The organism is Mycobacterium sp. (genome assembly GCF_025965855.1).
GTDB lineage: Bacteria > Actinomycetota > Actinomycetes > Mycobacteriales > Mycobacteriaceae > Mycobacterium.
The window spans coordinates 1-15,706 of sequence record NZ_JAOPWB010000161.1 but is presented as its reverse complement, the minus strand read 5'-3'; the positions used below and the strand labels follow the sequence as shown (position 1 = coordinate 15,706).

General features: G+C 69.2%; 19 protein-coding genes. 8 read left to right on the top strand and 11 right to left on the bottom strand.

The genetic code is table 11. The annotated features are described in order from the left end of the window. Positions 1-177: 177 nt before the first annotated feature. On the bottom strand, positions 178-1,143 hold the full coding sequence (locus JWP83_RS12860) for a diacylglycerol kinase family protein (protein WP_297730368.1): 966 nt from the start codon (positions 1,141-1,143) through the stop codon (positions 178-180). Positions 1,144-1,212: 69 nt separating this feature from the next. On the opposite strand from JWP83_RS12860, the gene JWP83_RS12855 reads away from it, so the two are divergent. Then, a complete protein-coding gene (locus JWP83_RS12855; RefSeq protein WP_297730366.1) occupies positions 1,213-1,641 on the top strand; it encodes a hypothetical protein in 429 nt (142 codons plus the stop codon). On the opposite strand, the gene JWP83_RS12850 is transcribed toward JWP83_RS12855, so the two are convergent. From JWP83_RS12850 to JWP83_RS12840, 3 genes are read right to left on the bottom strand one after another with little or no spacing between them, the layout of a single operon-like run. After that, positions 1,593-2,075: a GNAT family N-acetyltransferase gene (locus tag JWP83_RS12850; RefSeq protein ID WP_297730364.1), complete on the bottom strand. Its 483-nt coding sequence runs from the start codon at positions 2,073-2,075 to the stop codon at positions 1,593-1,595. The two genes, JWP83_RS12855 and JWP83_RS12850, sit on opposite strands and share 49 nt — an antisense overlap. Further along, positions 2,072-3,169, bottom strand: a complete 1,098-nt coding sequence (locus tag JWP83_RS12845; RefSeq protein WP_297730362.1) for an isochorismate synthase MenF — start codon at positions 3,167-3,169, stop codon at positions 2,072-2,074. The genes JWP83_RS12850 and JWP83_RS12845 overlap by 4 nt, the downstream gene beginning before the upstream one ends. Beyond that, entirely contained in the window at positions 3,166-3,777 is a 612-nt protein-coding gene (locus JWP83_RS12840) for an acid phosphatase (protein WP_297730360.1), read from the bottom strand. Before JWP83_RS12840 ends, JWP83_RS12845 begins: the two co-directional genes overlap by 4 nt. 159 nt (positions 3,778-3,936) lie before the next feature. Between JWP83_RS12840 and JWP83_RS12835 the strand changes: the two genes are divergently transcribed. Continuing rightward, a complete protein-coding gene (locus tag JWP83_RS12835) occupies positions 3,937-4,737 on the top strand; it encodes an AAA family ATPase (protein ID WP_297730358.1) in 801 nt (266 codons plus the stop codon). A 106-nt stretch (positions 4,738-4,843) separates the two neighbouring features. On the opposite strand, the gene JWP83_RS12830 is transcribed toward JWP83_RS12835, so the two are convergent. Beyond that, entirely contained in the window at positions 4,844-6,058 is a 1,215-nt protein-coding gene (locus JWP83_RS12830; protein WP_297730356.1) for a hypothetical protein, read from the bottom strand. Positions 6,059-6,073: 15 nt separating this feature from the next. Then, positions 6,074-7,594 carry a DEAD/DEAH box helicase gene (locus tag JWP83_RS12825; protein WP_297730354.1) on the bottom strand — a complete coding sequence of 507 codons (1,521 nt, stop codon included), beginning with the start codon at positions 7,592-7,594 and terminating at the stop codon, positions 6,074-6,076. Between the two features lie 278 nt (positions 7,595-7,872). On the opposite strand from JWP83_RS12825, the gene JWP83_RS12820 reads away from it, so the two are divergent. Further along, positions 7,873-8,580: a ferritin-like fold-containing protein gene (locus JWP83_RS12820; protein WP_297730352.1), complete on the top strand. Its 708-nt coding sequence runs from the start codon at positions 7,873-7,875 to the stop codon at positions 8,578-8,580. Positions 8,581-8,593: 13 nt separating this feature from the next. Here the strand turns inward: JWP83_RS12820 and JWP83_RS12815 are convergent, their stop codons facing one another. Next, on the bottom strand, positions 8,594-9,307 hold the full coding sequence (locus JWP83_RS12815; protein WP_297730350.1) for an MmpS family transport accessory protein: 714 nt from the start codon (positions 9,305-9,307) through the stop codon (positions 8,594-8,596). A gap of 218 nt (positions 9,308-9,525) precedes the next feature. Here JWP83_RS12815 and JWP83_RS12810 point away from each other — a divergent pair, with 218 nt between their 5' ends. Then, on the top strand, positions 9,526-9,798 hold the full coding sequence (locus JWP83_RS12810) for a DUF3107 domain-containing protein (RefSeq protein WP_297730348.1): 273 nt from the start codon (positions 9,526-9,528) through the stop codon (positions 9,796-9,798). On the opposite strand, the gene JWP83_RS12805 is transcribed toward JWP83_RS12810, so the two are convergent. Further along, entirely contained in the window at positions 9,785-10,468 is a 684-nt protein-coding gene (locus JWP83_RS12805; protein ID WP_297730346.1) for a TetR/AcrR family transcriptional regulator, read from the bottom strand. The genes JWP83_RS12810 and JWP83_RS12805 overlap by 14 nt on opposite strands. Positions 10,469-10,657: 189 nt before the next feature. On the opposite strand from JWP83_RS12805, the gene JWP83_RS12800 reads away from it, so the two are divergent. The 3 genes from JWP83_RS12800 (at position 10,658) to JWP83_RS12790 (ending at position 13,977) form a co-directional block, all read left to right on the top strand. Then, positions 10,658-11,683, top strand: coding sequence for a DUF3152 domain-containing protein (locus tag JWP83_RS12800; RefSeq protein WP_297730345.1), 1,026 nt, complete (start codon positions 10,658-10,660; stop codon positions 11,681-11,683). A gap of 233 nt (positions 11,684-11,916) precedes the next feature. After that, positions 11,917-13,086 carry an adenylyltransferase/sulfurtransferase MoeZ gene (moeZ, locus tag JWP83_RS12795; protein WP_297730370.1) on the top strand — a complete coding sequence of 390 codons (1,170 nt, stop codon included), beginning with the start codon at positions 11,917-11,919 and terminating at the stop codon, positions 13,084-13,086. Between the two features lie 36 nt (positions 13,087-13,122). Then, positions 13,123-13,977 carry a TIGR02569 family protein gene (locus JWP83_RS12790; protein ID WP_297730343.1) on the top strand — a complete coding sequence of 285 codons (855 nt, stop codon included), beginning with the start codon at positions 13,123-13,125 and terminating at the stop codon, positions 13,975-13,977. Here the strand turns inward: JWP83_RS12790 and JWP83_RS12785 are convergent. The 3 genes from JWP83_RS12785 to JWP83_RS12775 are packed head-to-tail and all read right to left on the bottom strand — an operon-like array spanning position 13,974 to position 15,325. Beyond that, entirely contained in the window at positions 13,974-14,282 is a 309-nt protein-coding gene (locus tag JWP83_RS12785) for an MGMT family protein (protein WP_297730341.1), read from the bottom strand. The genes JWP83_RS12790 and JWP83_RS12785 overlap by 4 nt on opposite strands. Before the next feature lie 2 nt (positions 14,283-14,284). After that, a complete protein-coding gene (locus tag JWP83_RS12780) occupies positions 14,285-15,070 on the bottom strand; it encodes an alpha/beta hydrolase (protein WP_297730339.1) in 786 nt (261 codons plus the stop codon). 48 nt (positions 15,071-15,118) lie between these two features. Then, on the bottom strand, positions 15,119-15,325 hold the full coding sequence (locus JWP83_RS12775; RefSeq protein WP_297730337.1) for a hypothetical protein: 207 nt from the start codon (positions 15,323-15,325) through the stop codon (positions 15,119-15,121). A gap of 85 nt (positions 15,326-15,410) precedes the next feature. Here JWP83_RS12775 and JWP83_RS12770 point away from each other — a divergent pair. Further along, positions 15,411-15,706: UvrD-helicase domain-containing protein (locus JWP83_RS12770; RefSeq protein WP_297730335.1), on the top strand; the 296-nt coding region annotated here is incomplete at its 3' end.

The window sequence follows — 15,706 nt, the reverse complement described above, 5'->3', positions numbered from 1 at the left end:
CATGCAACCTTTCGATCGTTTCACAGGCTCAACAGATGTCAATAGCGTGCGTTGCCTCGTGGGCAATCTCACTTCACAGAACTCTTAGTCAAGCCCTTACTACGTTGTACTACACTAACGGGCCGCGTCTGGCGAGCAATTTTCCCGGGCGTTCGTTCGAACGTTCGTTACCGCAGCTCAGAGGCGGTTCTTCCCGGGAGGGGCGACCACCGGCAGCGCATCGGGAACCGACCTGAACGTCATGGTTTCGCGCAGGCCGAGGTAATCGCCGTCGAACTGGCTCGCGACCGGGTCCCCGGTCGAGGTCACCCTCAGGCACGGGGCGTCGTCGTCGCGGATCAGCTGTTTCGGGTCGCCCTTCGGCCCCTTGGTGAGGAGCTGGCGTACCAGTCGCAGCGTGGGGAACACCTTCATCTCGGTGAGCGCGTACACCCCGAGGCCCGACTCGAAGCTGCAGCCGGGGTTGGTCACCAACGGGCGGCTGTTGCTGTAGGTCCACGGGCTGGTGTTGGACACCCAGGCGAAGTGCACGCCGGTGACGGGCTCGCGGCCGGCCAGCTCCACCGTGAGGATCGGTTCGCGACGGCGGAAGGCCACCGTGACGGGTATCGCGACGCGCCAATAGCGCAGCGGGGTGACTTTGACGCCCTTGTCGCGTTGGGCTTCCACCGCGGCGACCACTTCCGCGTCGACGCCCATCCCGGCGTTGATCACGGCCCATCGCTCGCCGCAGTCGATCAGGCTGATGCGCCGCCACCTCTGGTGACGCTGGTAGTCGTCGAGCAGCTGGATGAGCTGGTTCGTGGCGGCGACCGGATCCGGGGAAATGCCCAGCGAGCGGGCCAGCACGTTCGCCGAGCCGCCGGGCACCACCGCGAGGGCGGGCACCGGACTCGCGTGTGCCGAACCGGGACGCCCCAGCAAGCCGTTGACCACCCCGCTCACCGTGCCGTCGCCGCCGTGCACGACGACCACGTCGACTCCGTCCTCGACCGCTCGCTGTGCGAGTTCAGCCCCGTGACCCCGGTGGGTGGTGTGCTCGACGATGAGCCGCAGGCGGCTCTTGAGCGCGTGCGCGAGCAGGTCGCGACCGGCCGGCGTGGTGGAAGTGGCTGTGGGATTCACGATCAGCACGGCGCGCATGATCCACGAGCTTATGCGGGACGGTTAAGGCCCTGCTGTGGAGCAAGTGCCCGTGGCTACGCTGACGCTGTGGATCTCCCAGCCCCCGCTACCGTTCGTGGCGCGGGATTTGTCGTGGTGGTGCAGGGTGTGGCCGCGCTGGTCATGGCCGGGGTGCTGGTGGTGCGCGCGATCGCGGGAGCCGACCAACGCGTGGTCAGCGGCCTGGGCACAGCCGTCTGGTTCGTACTGGTCGGCGGCGTGGTGCTCGCCGCCGGACGCGCGCTGGTGCTGGGCAAGCGCTGGGGCCGCGGGCTGGGCGTTTTCACGCAGCTGCTGTTGCTTCCCGTGGCGTGGTACCTCGCGGTCGGCTCGCGCCAGCCGGCCTTCGGCGTTCCGGTGGGCATCGTGGCGCTGACCGTGTTGGTCTTGCTCTTCAGTCCGGCGGCCGTGCGCTGGGCCTCCGGCGATCAGGGCCGTCCCGCCAGCTCGGCCAACGGCGGGCCGGACAGCCGATAGGTGGTCCACTCGCGCTGCGGCGCGGCGCCGACGCCGTCATACAGCGCGATGGCATCGATGTTCCAGTTCAGCACCGCCCACGACAACCGCGTGTAGCCCTTGTCGAGGCATTCACGCGCGAGCGCCGCCAGCAGCGCGCGGGCCAGGCCGCGGCGGCGAAATCCGGGCCGTACGAACAGGTCTTCGACGTAGATCCCCGCGACACCGTCCCACGTGGAGAAGTTGACAAACCACAACGCCATGGCGGCGATCTCGCCGTCGGCTTCGGCCACGTGGCCGTGCACGGTCGGTGAATTACCGAAAAGCGCTGTGGAAATTTGCGTTTCGGTCACCGTGCATTGCTCGGCGGCGTGTTCGAATTCGGCGAGAGCATGAATCATGTCGGCAATATCGGCGGCGTCCTCCGGGATGGCGCGGCGGATGTTTTCCGTCATTGCCCAACTTCCAGCGCATTCAATATCGTGGCGAATTTCGTTGTGGTTTCGGCGAGTTCATCGTCGGGATCGGATTCGGCGACGATGCCTCCGCCGGCGCGCGCCAGAGCCGTGCGGCGGTCCGCCGACAGCTGCGCGCAGCGAAGAGACACCACCCAGCGGCCGTCGCCGCCGGCGTCGCACCAGCCCACGGCCCCGGCATAGAAGCCGCGGTCCCCCTCCAACTCGGCGATGAGTTCGGTCGCGGCCTTCGTCGGAACCCCCCCGACCGCCGGGGTGGGGTGCAGCGCCAACGCCAGATCGATTGCGGTGGTCGACTTGTCGCGCAGGTGGCCGCTGATCGGGGTGCAAAGATGCCAGACCGCCGCGGTGCGGCTCAACTGGGGTTCGGGGGCGATGATCAGTTCGTCGCACAGCGGTTCCAGCGCGGCGCGCATGGTGTCGATCACCAGCCGATGCTCGTGCCGGTCCTTGGCCGAGCCGACAAGGGCGGCCCCGTTGGCGGCGTCGACTTCCGGGTCGGCGGCCCTCGGGGCCGAACCGGCGAACGGCTGGCACACGACGCGGTCGCCGGTGCGCGCGGCCAGAAGTTCGGGGCTGGCGCCCACCAGCATCACGCCCGCGTAGTCGGCACCGGCGGCGGTCAGGTCGACGAGGTAGCCGTAGGCGGCCGGGTCGGCGGCGACGAGCCGGCGCAGGATGACCCGGGCATCCAGCGGTGCTTCGGCGATCAGTTGCAGTGCGCGGGCCAGGACCACCTTGTGCAGCGGGTTGTCCGGCGCCGCGAGCTGATCGCGGGCGCGAATGATCAGGGCGCGGTAGTCGGCCGGCGGCGGCACCGCGGCGGTGACGCGCACCGGCGGCAGCGGGCCCGCCGGCCAGTCGGGCGGCTCATCGGTGGAAAGCAACCTACCCGGCACCAGCAGGGCCGCGGGCCGACTGACGTCGAAAGGCAACGCGCCCAACACGATTGGGACCGATCCCGAGCGCAGCGCGGCCTGGGCCGCGCCCACGTCGCAGTAGCTTGCCCGCACCCCGTCTGCGACCAGCGTCCCTCGCGGCGCGCACAGCGCGAACGGCGGTTCGGGGTTCACTCGCGTGCGATCGCCTGCGGCTGGCCGGTCAAGCCGAGCGCCTTGAGCTGGCGCACGCCATGCTCGAACCCGCACACCCCGATCGAGCCGGCGAGCATCCAGAAGCGGCTGCCCTCGACTAGCGGCAGCTCCACCCAGCGCGTGATCACCGAGCGGGAAAAGTGGCTATGGCCCACGAACACGACGTCGCGCGAGGTCATGTGCTCCAACGCCAACGCGACGGCCTTATCGGCGCGATCGCTGACCTGCGCCACACTCTCGCCGCCGGGGCAGCCGTGCGTCCAGACCAGCCAATCGGGCACCGATTCCCGGATCTGCGCGGTCGTCAACCCCTCGTAGGAACCGTAATCCCATTCGGCGAGCAGGGAAGACACCTCGTCGACGGCGAGTCCCGCCAACTTGGCGGTGGTCAGGGCGCGTTTTCGCGGGCTGCTGATCACCAGCGGGTCGGCGAGTTCCAGTTCACGCAGAATGCGCCCGGCGAGCTTGGCCTGAACCCGTCCGGTATCGGTCAGTTCGATGTCGGTCCGGCCGGTGTGCCGGCCGGATTTCGACCATGCGGTCTCGCCGTGGCGGAGCAGTACCAGTCGGTGGTTGTGCAAGCCCATGCTGAGAGATTGTGCCGGACGACATGCCGGGCCGGTTGGCCGCAGCGCACCGCGGACGAACATGCCAGGATGGGCACTGTGATCGCGCGGCGATGAGGAGGGGCGCTTGTAACCGCGCGTTGACGATGCTGAGCGAAGCGATGAGGAGGAGTCGCGCTTGTGACTAAGACGCGGGTACTGGCGGTGGCCAACCAGAAGGGCGGCGTAGCCAAGACGACCACGGTTGCCTCGCTGGGCGCGGCGATGGCGGATGAGGGCCGGCGGGTCCTGCTCGTGGATCTGGATGCGCAGGGTTGCTTGACGTTCTCGCTCGGCCAAGATCCTGACAAGCTACCGGTGTCCGTGCACGAGGTGCTGCTCGGCGAGGTCGAACCGAACGCCGCGCTGGTCACGACGATGGAGGGAATGACGCTGCTGCCGGCCAACATTGACCTCGCGGGCGCCGAGGCGATGCTGCTGATGCGGGCCGGCCGCGAATACGCGCTCAAACGCGCGCTGGCCAAGCTTTCCGACCAGTTCGACGTGGTCATCATCGACTGTCCGCCCTCGCTGGGCGTGCTCACCCTCAACGGGCTGACGGCCGCCGACGAGGTCATCGTGCCGCTGCAGTGTGAGACGCTCGCGCACCGCGGCGTCGGCCAATTTCTGCGCACGGTGGCCGACGTCCAGCAGATCACCAACCCGGAGCTGCGGCTGCTGGGCGCCTTGCCGACGCTGTACGACTCCCGCACCACCCACACCCGCGACGTGTTGGTCGACGTCGCCGACCGCTACGGCCTGCCGGTGCTCGCCCCGCCGATCCCGCGCACGGTGCGCTTCGCCGAGGCCAGTGCCTCGGGCTCGTCGGTGATGGCCGGGCGCAAGAACAAAGGTGCCGTGGCCTACACCGAGCTGGCGCGGGCGTTGATCAAGCACTGGAAGACCGGCAAGCCGTTGCCGACGTTCGCCGTCGAGATTTAGCGTGCGCTGACGGCTTTGAGTGCGCGGTGACGGCGCGGCCGATCGGCGTGTCGTCGCCCTGGACGCACACGCAACGCCCTGGGCGCACACGCAACACCGCGGCGGGTCAGCCGAGGGCCACCACGGCGTCGCCGCGCTGCTCGAACACCCTGGGTCCCGAAACGGCCGGGACCACCGGCGCATCGCTCGGTGCCCGGTTCACCGGGATGTAGCGTTCGTTCGCGCCGCTGAGCGGGTCGTAGACCCCGATCGCGCCGGTCACCGGCACCAGCAGTCGGCCCGCCATCATCACCCCCGGCCCCAGCGGCGCCGTCGTCTCGCCCGCGGCGATGGTGTAGCGGAGGGTCAGGCTGCTCGCCTCGAAGACCATCAGGGAATCGCCGGTCCACCAGGTCACCAGGTTGCCGGTCTGCGACACCGCTGCCGAGCTCGACGGCGCCTTGGGCAACTGCGTGCTCGCCACGGTGGTGCCGGTGTCGTCGAGCTCGTCGACCCTGGGTTGCGGGGACGGCAGATACACCGCCGTGTTGTTCTCCCAGACGGTCAGCACGCGGGCGCCCGAATCAACCCCGATCCCGGGTTCGGCCACGACGTGCTGCTGGGGTTCGTCGTCTTCCTTGCCGGGCCGCAACAGGACCAGCCGCAGGTCGGCCTGCGGCCCGCAGCTCTCCAGCACCGACACCGCCGACGAGCTGGCCGCCCCCGACATCAGCCGGCACCCCGAGTGCAGTCCCCGCGCCGACGGTTTCACCCGGGCGTCGGTCTCGCCGTAGGCCAGCGTCCGGACCATGTCCGAGCGCCACAGCTCCAGCCGGGTGTCGCCGAGCGACAACACCGTGGTGCCGTCGGAGGAAAGGCGCACGCGCGGGTCGGCGTAGCCGCTGCGCGTGGCGCCGCGCCGGCCCGTGGCGCCGTCGAGGGTGCTGACCTGCCCGCACCCGCGGTCGTCTTTGTAGACGGCGACGGCGTAGTGGTAGAGCCAGGACAGCCCGCACAGCTCGGTGTCGCGCGCGTAGCTCCAGCGGGACTGCCCAGTGCCGGGGTCGCGCCCGTCGACCTGGCGGCCGTCGGCGGTGGCGAGCGTCCCGCTCACCACCACGGGCGCGGTGGTGCCGGGGCTGCGCGCGGTCCACAGCTGATGCAGGGCGGCCGGGACTTCCCGGGCGGGCGTCGGGGCGGGCGCCGGAATGGCGGCGGGACGGCTGACGCTGGCCCGGGCGTCGCTGGTCCACCAGATCAGCGCCGCCGCGACGGCGACGACGACCGCGATCGCCGCGGCGGCGAGGATGTCGCCCTTGGTGCGGCGCTCGGGCTCGACCATGCGGCGGCGCAGGCCTCAGTTGGCGGTGGCTGCGCTGGCTTCTGCGGGCTTGCGGCGACGACGGCGGCGCCGGCTGGTGCCAGTGTTGCCCGCCGGCGCCCCGGACGGCGCCTCAGACGGCGTCGTCACGGCGCCTTCACCGTTGGCAGCGCCGCCGGCGGGGTGCCCGGTGGCGGGCTGGCCGCCGCGGGTGCGACGTCGCGGCTCGCCGGAGCGCGCGCGGCCGGACTTCTGCGAGCCCTCTACCGGTCCTTTGCGTTCGGCGTCGCGGCGCTTGACCGGTGACTTACGCGGTGAGCCGACATTGCTGCCCGCTTCGGCGGGGATGCCCAACTCGTCGTACAGGTGCGGCGAGCTGGAGTAGGTCTCGGCCGGGTCGGGGGAGTCCAGGCCCAGGGCCTTGTTGATCATTGTCCAGCGGGGCAGCTCGTCCCAGTCCACCAGGGTGACCGCGACGCCCGTCTTGCCGGCGCGGCCGGTGCGGCCGATCCGGTGCACGTAGGCCTGTTCGTCCTCGGGGATCTGGTAATTGATGACGTGGGTGACGTCGTCGATGTCGATGCCGCGGGCGGCGACGTCGGTCGCGACGAGCACGTCGATGTCGCCGGTGCGGAATGCCTTCAGCGCCTTCTCGCGGGCGATCTGACCCAGATCGCCGTGGACGGCGCCCACCTTGAAGCCGCGCTCGGCCAACTCGTCGGCGACCTTCTGCGCGGTGCGTTTGGTGCGGGTGAAGACCATCGTCGCTCCCCGGTCGCGGGCCTGCAGCACCCGGCAGACCAGCTCCACCTTGTCCAGCGCGTGGGCCCGGTAGACGAACTGCTCGGTGGTGTCGTGGGTGGCGGCAGAGTGCGGCGCCTCGGCGCGAATGTGGGTGGGCTGGTTCATGAACGTGCGGGCCAGCGTGATGATCGGCCCGGGCATGGTCGCCGAGAACAGCATCGCTTGCCGGTCGGCGGGAATCTGGCGCAGGATGCGCTCGATATCGGGCAGGAAGCCAAGGTCGAGCATCTCGTCGGCCTCGTCGAGCACCAGTGCCGACAGCCCGCCCAGCTGCAGGTGCCCCTGCTGGCACAGGTCGAGCAGCCGGCCGGGGGTGCCCACCACGACGTCGGCGCCGGCGCGCAGCGCGTCGATCTGTGGTTCGTAGGCGCGGCCCCCGTAGATGGAGACCACGGACAGCCGGCGGTCGTCCTCTGCGATCAGGTGCTTGGCCGCCCACGCCAGGTCCTCGGTCACCTGCATGCAGAGCTCGCGGGTGGGCACTACGACCAACGCGCGGGGGGTGCCGTTGAGCGGTCTGACGCCGGCGCCGGCGGTGATGCGCTGCAGCAGTGGCACGCCGAACGCGAAGGTCTTGCCCATGCCCGTGCGGGCCTGGCCGATCACGTCGTCGCCGGCGAGCGCCAGCGGCAGGGTCAGTTCCTGGATGGCAAACGGGCTCTCGATGCCCTTTTCCGCGAGTGCGCGGACGATTTCGTCGCGAACGCCAAGTTTGGCAAAGGTTAGTTCAGTTGTGCTGGTAAGTGCGGTCATACGCTGGTGACAAGCCTTTCGGTGACGTTATCGGTCTTGTGTCGGTGTTTCTCTGTCGCGGTCACGCGCGCACGAGTTCCGACTCCGAATACGTCGCCGAGTCGCGGGCCTTCGTAGCGCCTGAGCGGGGCTCAGGCCGGGCGGGCCAGCTGTGCACGCACATTTCGCCGATACTGGCGGCTCCATAGCTTCTGAAATCAACCAATACCTGCGTCCATGATAGCTGGTCAAAAGCTGGCGCCCATTTTCGTCCCAATCCCGCCGACTAGAGTGTTGCCATGACCCCGCCCTTTTCCGGGCCCTCCCACACCGACCAGGTGGACGATTCGCCCGCCTCCCGGCCGTCGGCGGAACACCCGGGCGTCAACGAGTTGTTCGCGGTGCTGGCGTACGGCGAGGTCGCCGCGTTCTACCGGCTCACCGACGAGGCGCGGATGGCGCCCGACCTGCGCGGGCGCATCTCGATGGCGAGCATGGCCGCCGCCGAGATGCAGCACTATGAGCTGCTGCACGACGCCTTGGAAAGCCGCGGCGTCGACGTGGTGTCCGCGATGTCGAAGTACGTCTCGGCGCTGGAGAACTATCACCGGCTGACGATGCCGAGCACGTGGCTGGAAGCGTTGGTGAAGACCTATGTGGGCGACGCGCTGGCCGCCGACCTGTACTTGGAGATCGCCGACGGGCTTCCCGACGAGGTCGCCGACGTGATGCGGGCGGCGCTGTCGGAGACCGGGCACTCGCAGTTCGTCGTCGCCGAGGTGCGCGCCGCGGTGACCGCCAGCGGCAAACAGCGCAGCCGGCTGGCGTTGTGGTCTCGCCGGCTGTTCGGCGAGGCGATCACCCAGGCCCAGTACGTGCTGGCCGAGCACGACGAGCTGGTCGACCTGGTGGCATCCGGCCCCGGCGGCCTGAGCCAGCTCAGCGCGTTCTTCGACCGTCTGCAGCAGACCCACGACCGGCGGATGCGCGAGCTCGGTCTCAGCTGATCCGCGAGGCGGCTTAACGGGTGCAGGTCGCCATGACGCCGTTGCTGGCCGACGTCACCACGGCTTGGCCGGCGGCGTTGACGATCGCGCAATTGAGCCGGCCGTAGAAGCTGGTCGCGACGACCGACTCCGTCTGGACGCCCGGATTCAGGACCACCACCTTCGACCATGGCAGCGACACGTTGAACTCGGTCTGCGGGTAGCCCCGGGCATCGGTGTAGGCCACGTTCACCAGGTCCAGCAGCTGTTTGGTCCCGGTCACGCTGTAGATGACGGTGCGCGGATTCAGCGCGACCTGGGGCGGTGCGCCCGTCGGGGGCGGCGCGGCGGTCGGCATCTGCGTCGGCACCAGGTTGGGCGACGTGCTGGGCGGCGGGGTGACGGTGGTCACCGTCTCGGGCGGTAACGGGGTCTGAGAGGGACCGGCGGCGCTGGGCGACGGTGTTGTCCTGGGCGCTGCGGGCGCGGAGGTCAGCGTTCGGGGAGCCGGCGCCCCCACCGTCGCCTTCGTCGACGCGCTGTCGCCGCTGTTGACGATGACGGCGGTCGCGATGGCGCCGAGGGCCACCACGGCGCCGAGGATCGCCGCGGCCGGGCGCCAGCGGGTGTCGGCCGGCCACGCCAGGTCGCCGTAGCCGTCCAGAACGTCGGTGTCGGCTCCGTCGGTGTCGTCGTCGGGGCAGTCTTGAACTGGGCCAAGCCCGGGGCCGAGACGATCGGTGAGCATGTTTCTGATGGTGCCGATGTTACCGATGTGGATATGGGCAACCGGGCGGCGAGCGGCATGTTGGCCGAGCTGGGAGCGAATCGTTATCTTCGGTCGGGCCGCGTTTCGCTTATCGCGAACCAGGGCCCGGGGAGACGTGCGGCGTAGGGGCGTCCACTAGCCTGCTGCTGACACGTCTGACGACTTCAATACCTTCAACAGCACTGGAAGGGGCCACCGTGGAGGTCAAAATCGGTATCACGGACAGTCCGCGCGAGCTGGTCTTGTCCAGTACGCAGACGCCTGCGGAAGTCGAGGAACTCGTTGCGGCCGCGCTGCGCGACAGCTCGGGTCTGCTCAGCCTGAACGACGAGAGGGGCCGTCGTTTCCTGATTCAGGGAACCAAGATCGCCTACGTCGAAATCGGTGTCGCCGACGGCCGCCGGGTCGGCTTCGGAATCGGGGCCGAGTCGGGCGGCAAGCACGCGGGAAAGGCCGCTAAGGGCGGGTAAGCGGCACGTGTGACAGCCCGCCCCAGGCGAACTGCACGGTGCCGTCGACGGCGTCCGCCTTGGAAATCGGGCGGTCGGAGTCCAGCCAGTACCTGGCGCAGTCGACGCTGATGCCGACCAGTCCCACCGCGACCATGCGGGCGCGGTGGGGGTCGAGTCCGGAATCGGCGCTGATCAGATCGAACACCGCGTCGGTGCAGGATTCGGTGGCGACCCGTACCTGTGCGGCCACCTCGGGCTCGGTGACGTAGTCGTTCTCGAAGATCAGCCGGTAACCCTGGCTGTCGTGCTCGATGAAGTCGAAGAACGCCTGCACCGCCGCGTGCAACCGCCGCCGGTTGTCGGTGGTGGTGCGCAAGGCCTGCTGCACGCCGGAGACCAGGTTCTCGACGTGCCGGTGCAGCACCGCCAGGTAAAGCTCCAGCTTGCTCGAAAAGTGTTGGTACAGAACGGGCTTGCTGACCCCGGCCCGGTCGGCGATCTCGTCCATACCGGCCGCGTGATAGCCGCGGTTGACGAAGACGTCGCTGGCGACGATCAGCAGTTGCCCGCGCCGCTCGTCGCGGGGCAGGCGGTTGCCGCGCCGGTTGGCGGCCACCACGCCGTCTCCCGGCCGACCACGGTCGGCCGGTTTGACGGCACGCCGTGCCGCCTTGGCGAGATCGCTCATCGAGTCCTCATCTGATTGTTGGCGGCTGACCTCCGGGGCCGGCCGCGCACGCCTCGTCGCAACGACATTACTACCCGCGGCGCGTTCGCGATTGTCATCGCCGCCGTACCCGCTGGCAGAGGCGGTGTCACGCGCCGGATTCGGGCGCGCCAAGGGCGGTCACCCTGCCTGCTGTGCAATCCTGGGGCAATGACGTCCCAGCCGCCCGCGGGCGGCACCGGTCGGGTTCCGGTGCTGCGTGACGAGTGGCGAGAACCACTTCGCGCCCTGCGTGACCCGATCGCGCCCGGCGCCGGGCGCACCCGCGCCGGCCGCGAGCGGGCGCGCCAATGGCGCAAGCAAACATGGCTGGGACGGTTCATATCCACCTACGGCTGGCGCGCGTACGCGTTGCCCGTTCTGGTGGTGCTCACCGGACTGGTGATCTATCAGACCGTCTCCGGAACGGGCGCTCCGAAACCGACGGCGACGCAATCCATCCAGGGCCCGCCGGACATCGGCGCGGTGGGCACGTCGATCATCGACGCCCCACCCCGCGGGCTCGCCGCCTTCGACGCCAACCTGCCCGCCGGGACGCTGCCGGACGGCGGTCCCTTCACCGAGGCGGGCGACAAGACGTGGCACATCGTGCCCGGCGCGATGCCGCAGGTGGGTCAGGGCACCGCCAAGGTGTTCAAATACACTGTGGAGGTCGAAAACGGCATCGACCCAACGATGTTCGGCGGCGACGACGCCTTCGCCCAGATGGTCGACCAGACGCTGGCCAATCCCAAGGGCTGGACGCACAACCCGCAATTCGCGTTCGTGCGGATCGATAACGGCAAGCCCGACTTCCGTATCTCGCTGGTGTCCCCGGTGACGGTGCGCGGCGGGTGCGGCTACGAATTCCGGCTGGAGACGTCCTGCTACAACCCGGTTTACGGCGCCGATCGGCAGGCGCGGGTTTTCATCAACGAGGCGCGCTGGGTGCGGGGGGCCGTGCCCTTTGAAGGCGACGTCGGTTCGTATCGGCAGTACGTGATCAACCACGAGGTCGGCCACGCCATCGGCTACGTGCGTCACGCGCCCTGCGAACAGCAAGGCGGTCTGGCGCCGGTGATGATGCAGCAGACGTTCTCCACGTCGAACGAGGATGCCGCCAAGTTCGACCCCGACGTCGTCAAGGCCGACGGCAAGACCTGCCGGTTCAACCCCTGGCCGTTTCCGATCGCCTGACCCGCGCCTCGGTCAGCCCGTCGGCCAGCGCCCCGGCCCGCGCCCCGGCCCGCGCCGAGACTGCGGTCAGCGCGTGGATTGGCGAGTAAACCGCGATCTCTGCGCAGTCTCGACGCCGCTTGCGGCCCGGGACGCCACCCCGGTTGTTTGCCGTTGATTCGGGCAACTGCTGTGATGGATAGAGCTGACGAAAGCTACCGAGAAGAGGTTCGGTGTCGACATCCCAGACGCCACTGCCGCCGCTGGTCGAACCCGCACCACACCTGAGTCCCGACGAGGTGGCCCGCTACAGCCGCCATCTGATCATTCCCGACCTGGGTGTCGACGGTCAGAAGCGGCTGAAAAACGCTCGGGTGCTGGTGATCGGCGCCGGCGGACTCGGCGCCCCCGCGCTGCTCTACCTGGCCGCGGCGGGCGTCGGCACCATCGGCATCGTCGACTTCGACGTGGTCGACGAGTCGAACCTGCAACGCCAGATCATCCACGGAGTGGCCGACGTCGGACGGTCCAAGGCCCAGTCGGCGCGCGACTCGATCGCCGCCATCAACCCGCTGGTCGACGTGCGGTTGCACGAGTTCCGGCTGGAGCCCGGCAACGCGGTCGACCTGTTCAGGCAGTACGACCTGATCGTCGACGGCACCGACAACTTCGCCACCCGGTATCTGGTCAACGACGCCGCGGTGCTGGCCGGGAAGCCCTACGTGTGGGGGTCGATCTACCGCTTCGAGGGCCAGGTGTCGGTGTTCTGGGAGGACGCACCCGATGGGCGGGGCCTGAACTACCGCGACCTCTACCCGGAGCCGCCGCCACCCGGCATGGTTCCGTCCTGCGCCGAGGGCGGCGTACTGGGCATCATCTGCGCCTCCATCGCGTCGGTGATGGGCACCGAGGCGATCAAGCTCATCACCGGGATCGGCGAACCGCTGCTCGGCCGCCTGATGATCTACGACGCGCTGGAGATGAGCTACCGCACGATCAGGATCCGCAAGGACCCGTCCACGCCGAGGATCACCGAGCTGATCGACTACGAGGATTTCTGCGGCGTGGTGCCCTTGGAAGGCGCCGCCGAGGCCGCCAGCGGTTCCACCATCACCCCGCGCGAGCTGCGCGAGTTGCTGGATTCCGGTAAGAAGCTGGCCCTGATCGACGTCCGCGAGCAGGTGGAGTGGGACATCAATCACATCGACGGTGCCCGGCTGATCCCGAAGTCGTTGATCAGTTCCGGTGAGGGCCTGACACAGCTGCCCCACGACCGCAAGGTGGTGCTGTACTGCAAGACGGGCGCGCGCTCGGCGGAGGTGCTGGCCGCGGTGAAGAAGGCTGGTTTCGCCGATGCGGTCCACTTGCAGGGCGGGATCGTGGCGTGGGCCAAACAGGTGCAGCCCGACATGGTGATGTACTGACCCGATACCGCCGCTGGGCTCCATTACGCTACCGGTGTGACAGTCGAGCCACCGCCGGAGCATGTGCTGGCGGCGTTTGGTTTGACCGGCGTGAAGCCCCTGCCCCTGGGTGCCAGCTGGGAAGGTGGCTGGCGATGCGGCGAAGTCGTGTTGTCGATCGTCGCCGACCACGCCCGCGCGGCTTGGTCGGCGCGGGTGCGGGAGACGTTGTTCGTGGACGGCGTCCGGCTGGCCCGGCCGGTTCGCTCCACCGACGGCCGCTACGTGGTGTCCGGGTGGCGGGCGGACACCTTCGTCGCGGGCACGCCGGAGCCCAGGCATGACGAGGTCGTCTCGGCGGCGGTGCGCCTGCACGAGGCGACCGGCAAACTGGAGCGCCCCCGCTTCCTGACCCAGGGGCCGACCGCGCCCTGGGGGGACGTTGACGTCTTCATCGCCGCCGACCGGGCCGCGTGGGAAGAGCGGCCGATGGCGTCCGTGCCGCCGGGCGCGCGCACGGCACCACCGTCGGCGGACGCCGAGAAATCGGTCGAGCTGATCAACCAGCTCGCCACCCTGCGCAAGCCGACCAAGAGCCCGAACCAGCTGGTACACGGAGACCTTTACGGCACAGTGCTTTTCATCGGCACCGCGGCGCCGGGCATCACCGACATCACCCCCTACTGGCGGCCCGCGTCGTGGGCGGCGGGCGTCGTCGTCGTCGACGCGCTGTCCTGGGGCGAGGCCGACGACGGGCTCATCGAACGCTGGAACGCGCTGCCGGAGTGGCCGCAGATGTTGTTGCGGGCGTTGATGTTTCGCTTGGCGGTGCATGCGCTGCACCCGCGGTCGACCGCCGACGCGTTCCCGGGTCTGGCCCGCACCGCGGCCCTGGTCCGGCTGGTGCTCTAAATCCCCGGCGGGAAGTCGTAGCGGACCTCGTCCAGCGCCACCCTGCCGTCGACGGAAAGGACGCCCTCGGCGCGCAGCAGCTCCAGCTGCCGGCTGGTCAGGTGTCGCGCGGGCCGCCCGGACGCGGTGATCACCCGGTGCCAGGGCAGGTCCGAGGAGTCGGTCCGCATGACCCAGCCGACGATGCGAGGACTGGAAAGCCCTGCGACAGCGGCGATGTCGCCGTAGGTGACGACCCGGCCGGACGGAATCGCCGCCACCAGCGCACGCACCCGTTCGACCTGCTTGTCGGTCACCGGCGCCACGGTCAGCGGGCTTCCAATAGCTCGCGGATCAGCGCCGCGACCTCGGTGGGATTGGAGTGGGGCACCATGTGGTTGCAGTCGAAATCCAGCAGCCGGAAATCGGATCCCAAGCGCCCTTGAAGTCGCGCGATCAACTGGTCGCTGACGTATGGCGGCGACGTCTGCTTCGCCCGCACCAAAGTCGTCGCCGTTCCGGCCGGCGGTAGCACGACGTCGCGGGCCAGCTCGCTCCAGTACGACATCATGGCCGGCAGGCTGACGCGCCAGCCGAACCGTCCATTGGGCAGCCCGATCAGGTGCTCGTCGATCTCGGTGTCGAGCCACGCGGGGTCCACGTCCGCCCACGAGCCGGTGGCCTTTTCCATGCGGGCTTCCTCGGCGTTGGGGTAGTCGGGGGAGGAGAACATCGCCTCGGCGATGTCGCGCATCCAGCGTCCGTCCAGTCCGACCGCCGGGTCGAGCAGCAGCAGCGCCGCCACCAGGTCCGGGCGAGCCGCGGCCAGCTGCAGTGCCAGCGCGCCACCGAATGAGTGGCCGACCACCAGCGCCGGCGCGTCGGCGCCATCGTCGAGCAGGGCGGCCAACGCCGAGACGTTGGCGTCGATGGTCCACGGCGCCGCCCACGACGACCTGCCGTGGCCGAGCAAATCCGGTGCGGCGATGGCGATTTCGGGCAGGTAGCCGGCTAAATGTCGCCAACGCCCGCCGTAACCGGTCAGCCCGTGAATGGCAAGCATCCGCACCGGGCCGCCCGGGCCGTAGCGGTGCACGTGCAGGTCGGCAGTCACCCGTCGATGGTGCCAGTCGCGATCACGGGTGTTGCCGGGGTGGGCGGCTTAGTGATCGTCAGCCCACTCGTCGTCCGCGGCCGGGACGATGAACGCCTGCTCGATGACGTCTGCCTCGTTGGCATCGCGATCGATGGCGGCGTCCAGGTACGTGGTGTCCAAACCGGTGTCATCGTCTGAATCGGCAGCCTGCTGTTGTTCCGCCGCGTCTGCTTCGGGCACTTCGTCATCCGGGCCGCTAAAATCGAAGCCCATCCAATCCCTCCTTGCTTAGCGGGGCGTTTCGGCTTCCTGAGTCCAGTATCCGGATCTTGTCAGACCCTCGTGATTGCATGCAGCCATGTCATACACCTGGGACGACGAGGCCGGTGCCGTTCTGGTGCCCGGCCTGCGCGGGCGGGTGCGTGTCCTGGGCGGGCCGGGCACCGGCAAGAGCAGTCTGCTTGTCGACGCCGCGGTCACTCAGATCGGCGCGGGTGTCGATCCGGAATCGGTTCTGCTGCTTACCGGTTCCGGTCGGATGGGGCTGCGGGCGCGCAGCGCGTTGACGACGGCTCTGCTGCGATCTCCTTCCACCGGCCCGGCCCGGGCCGCAGTTCGCGAGCCGTTGGTCCGCACCGTGCACAGCTACGCGTA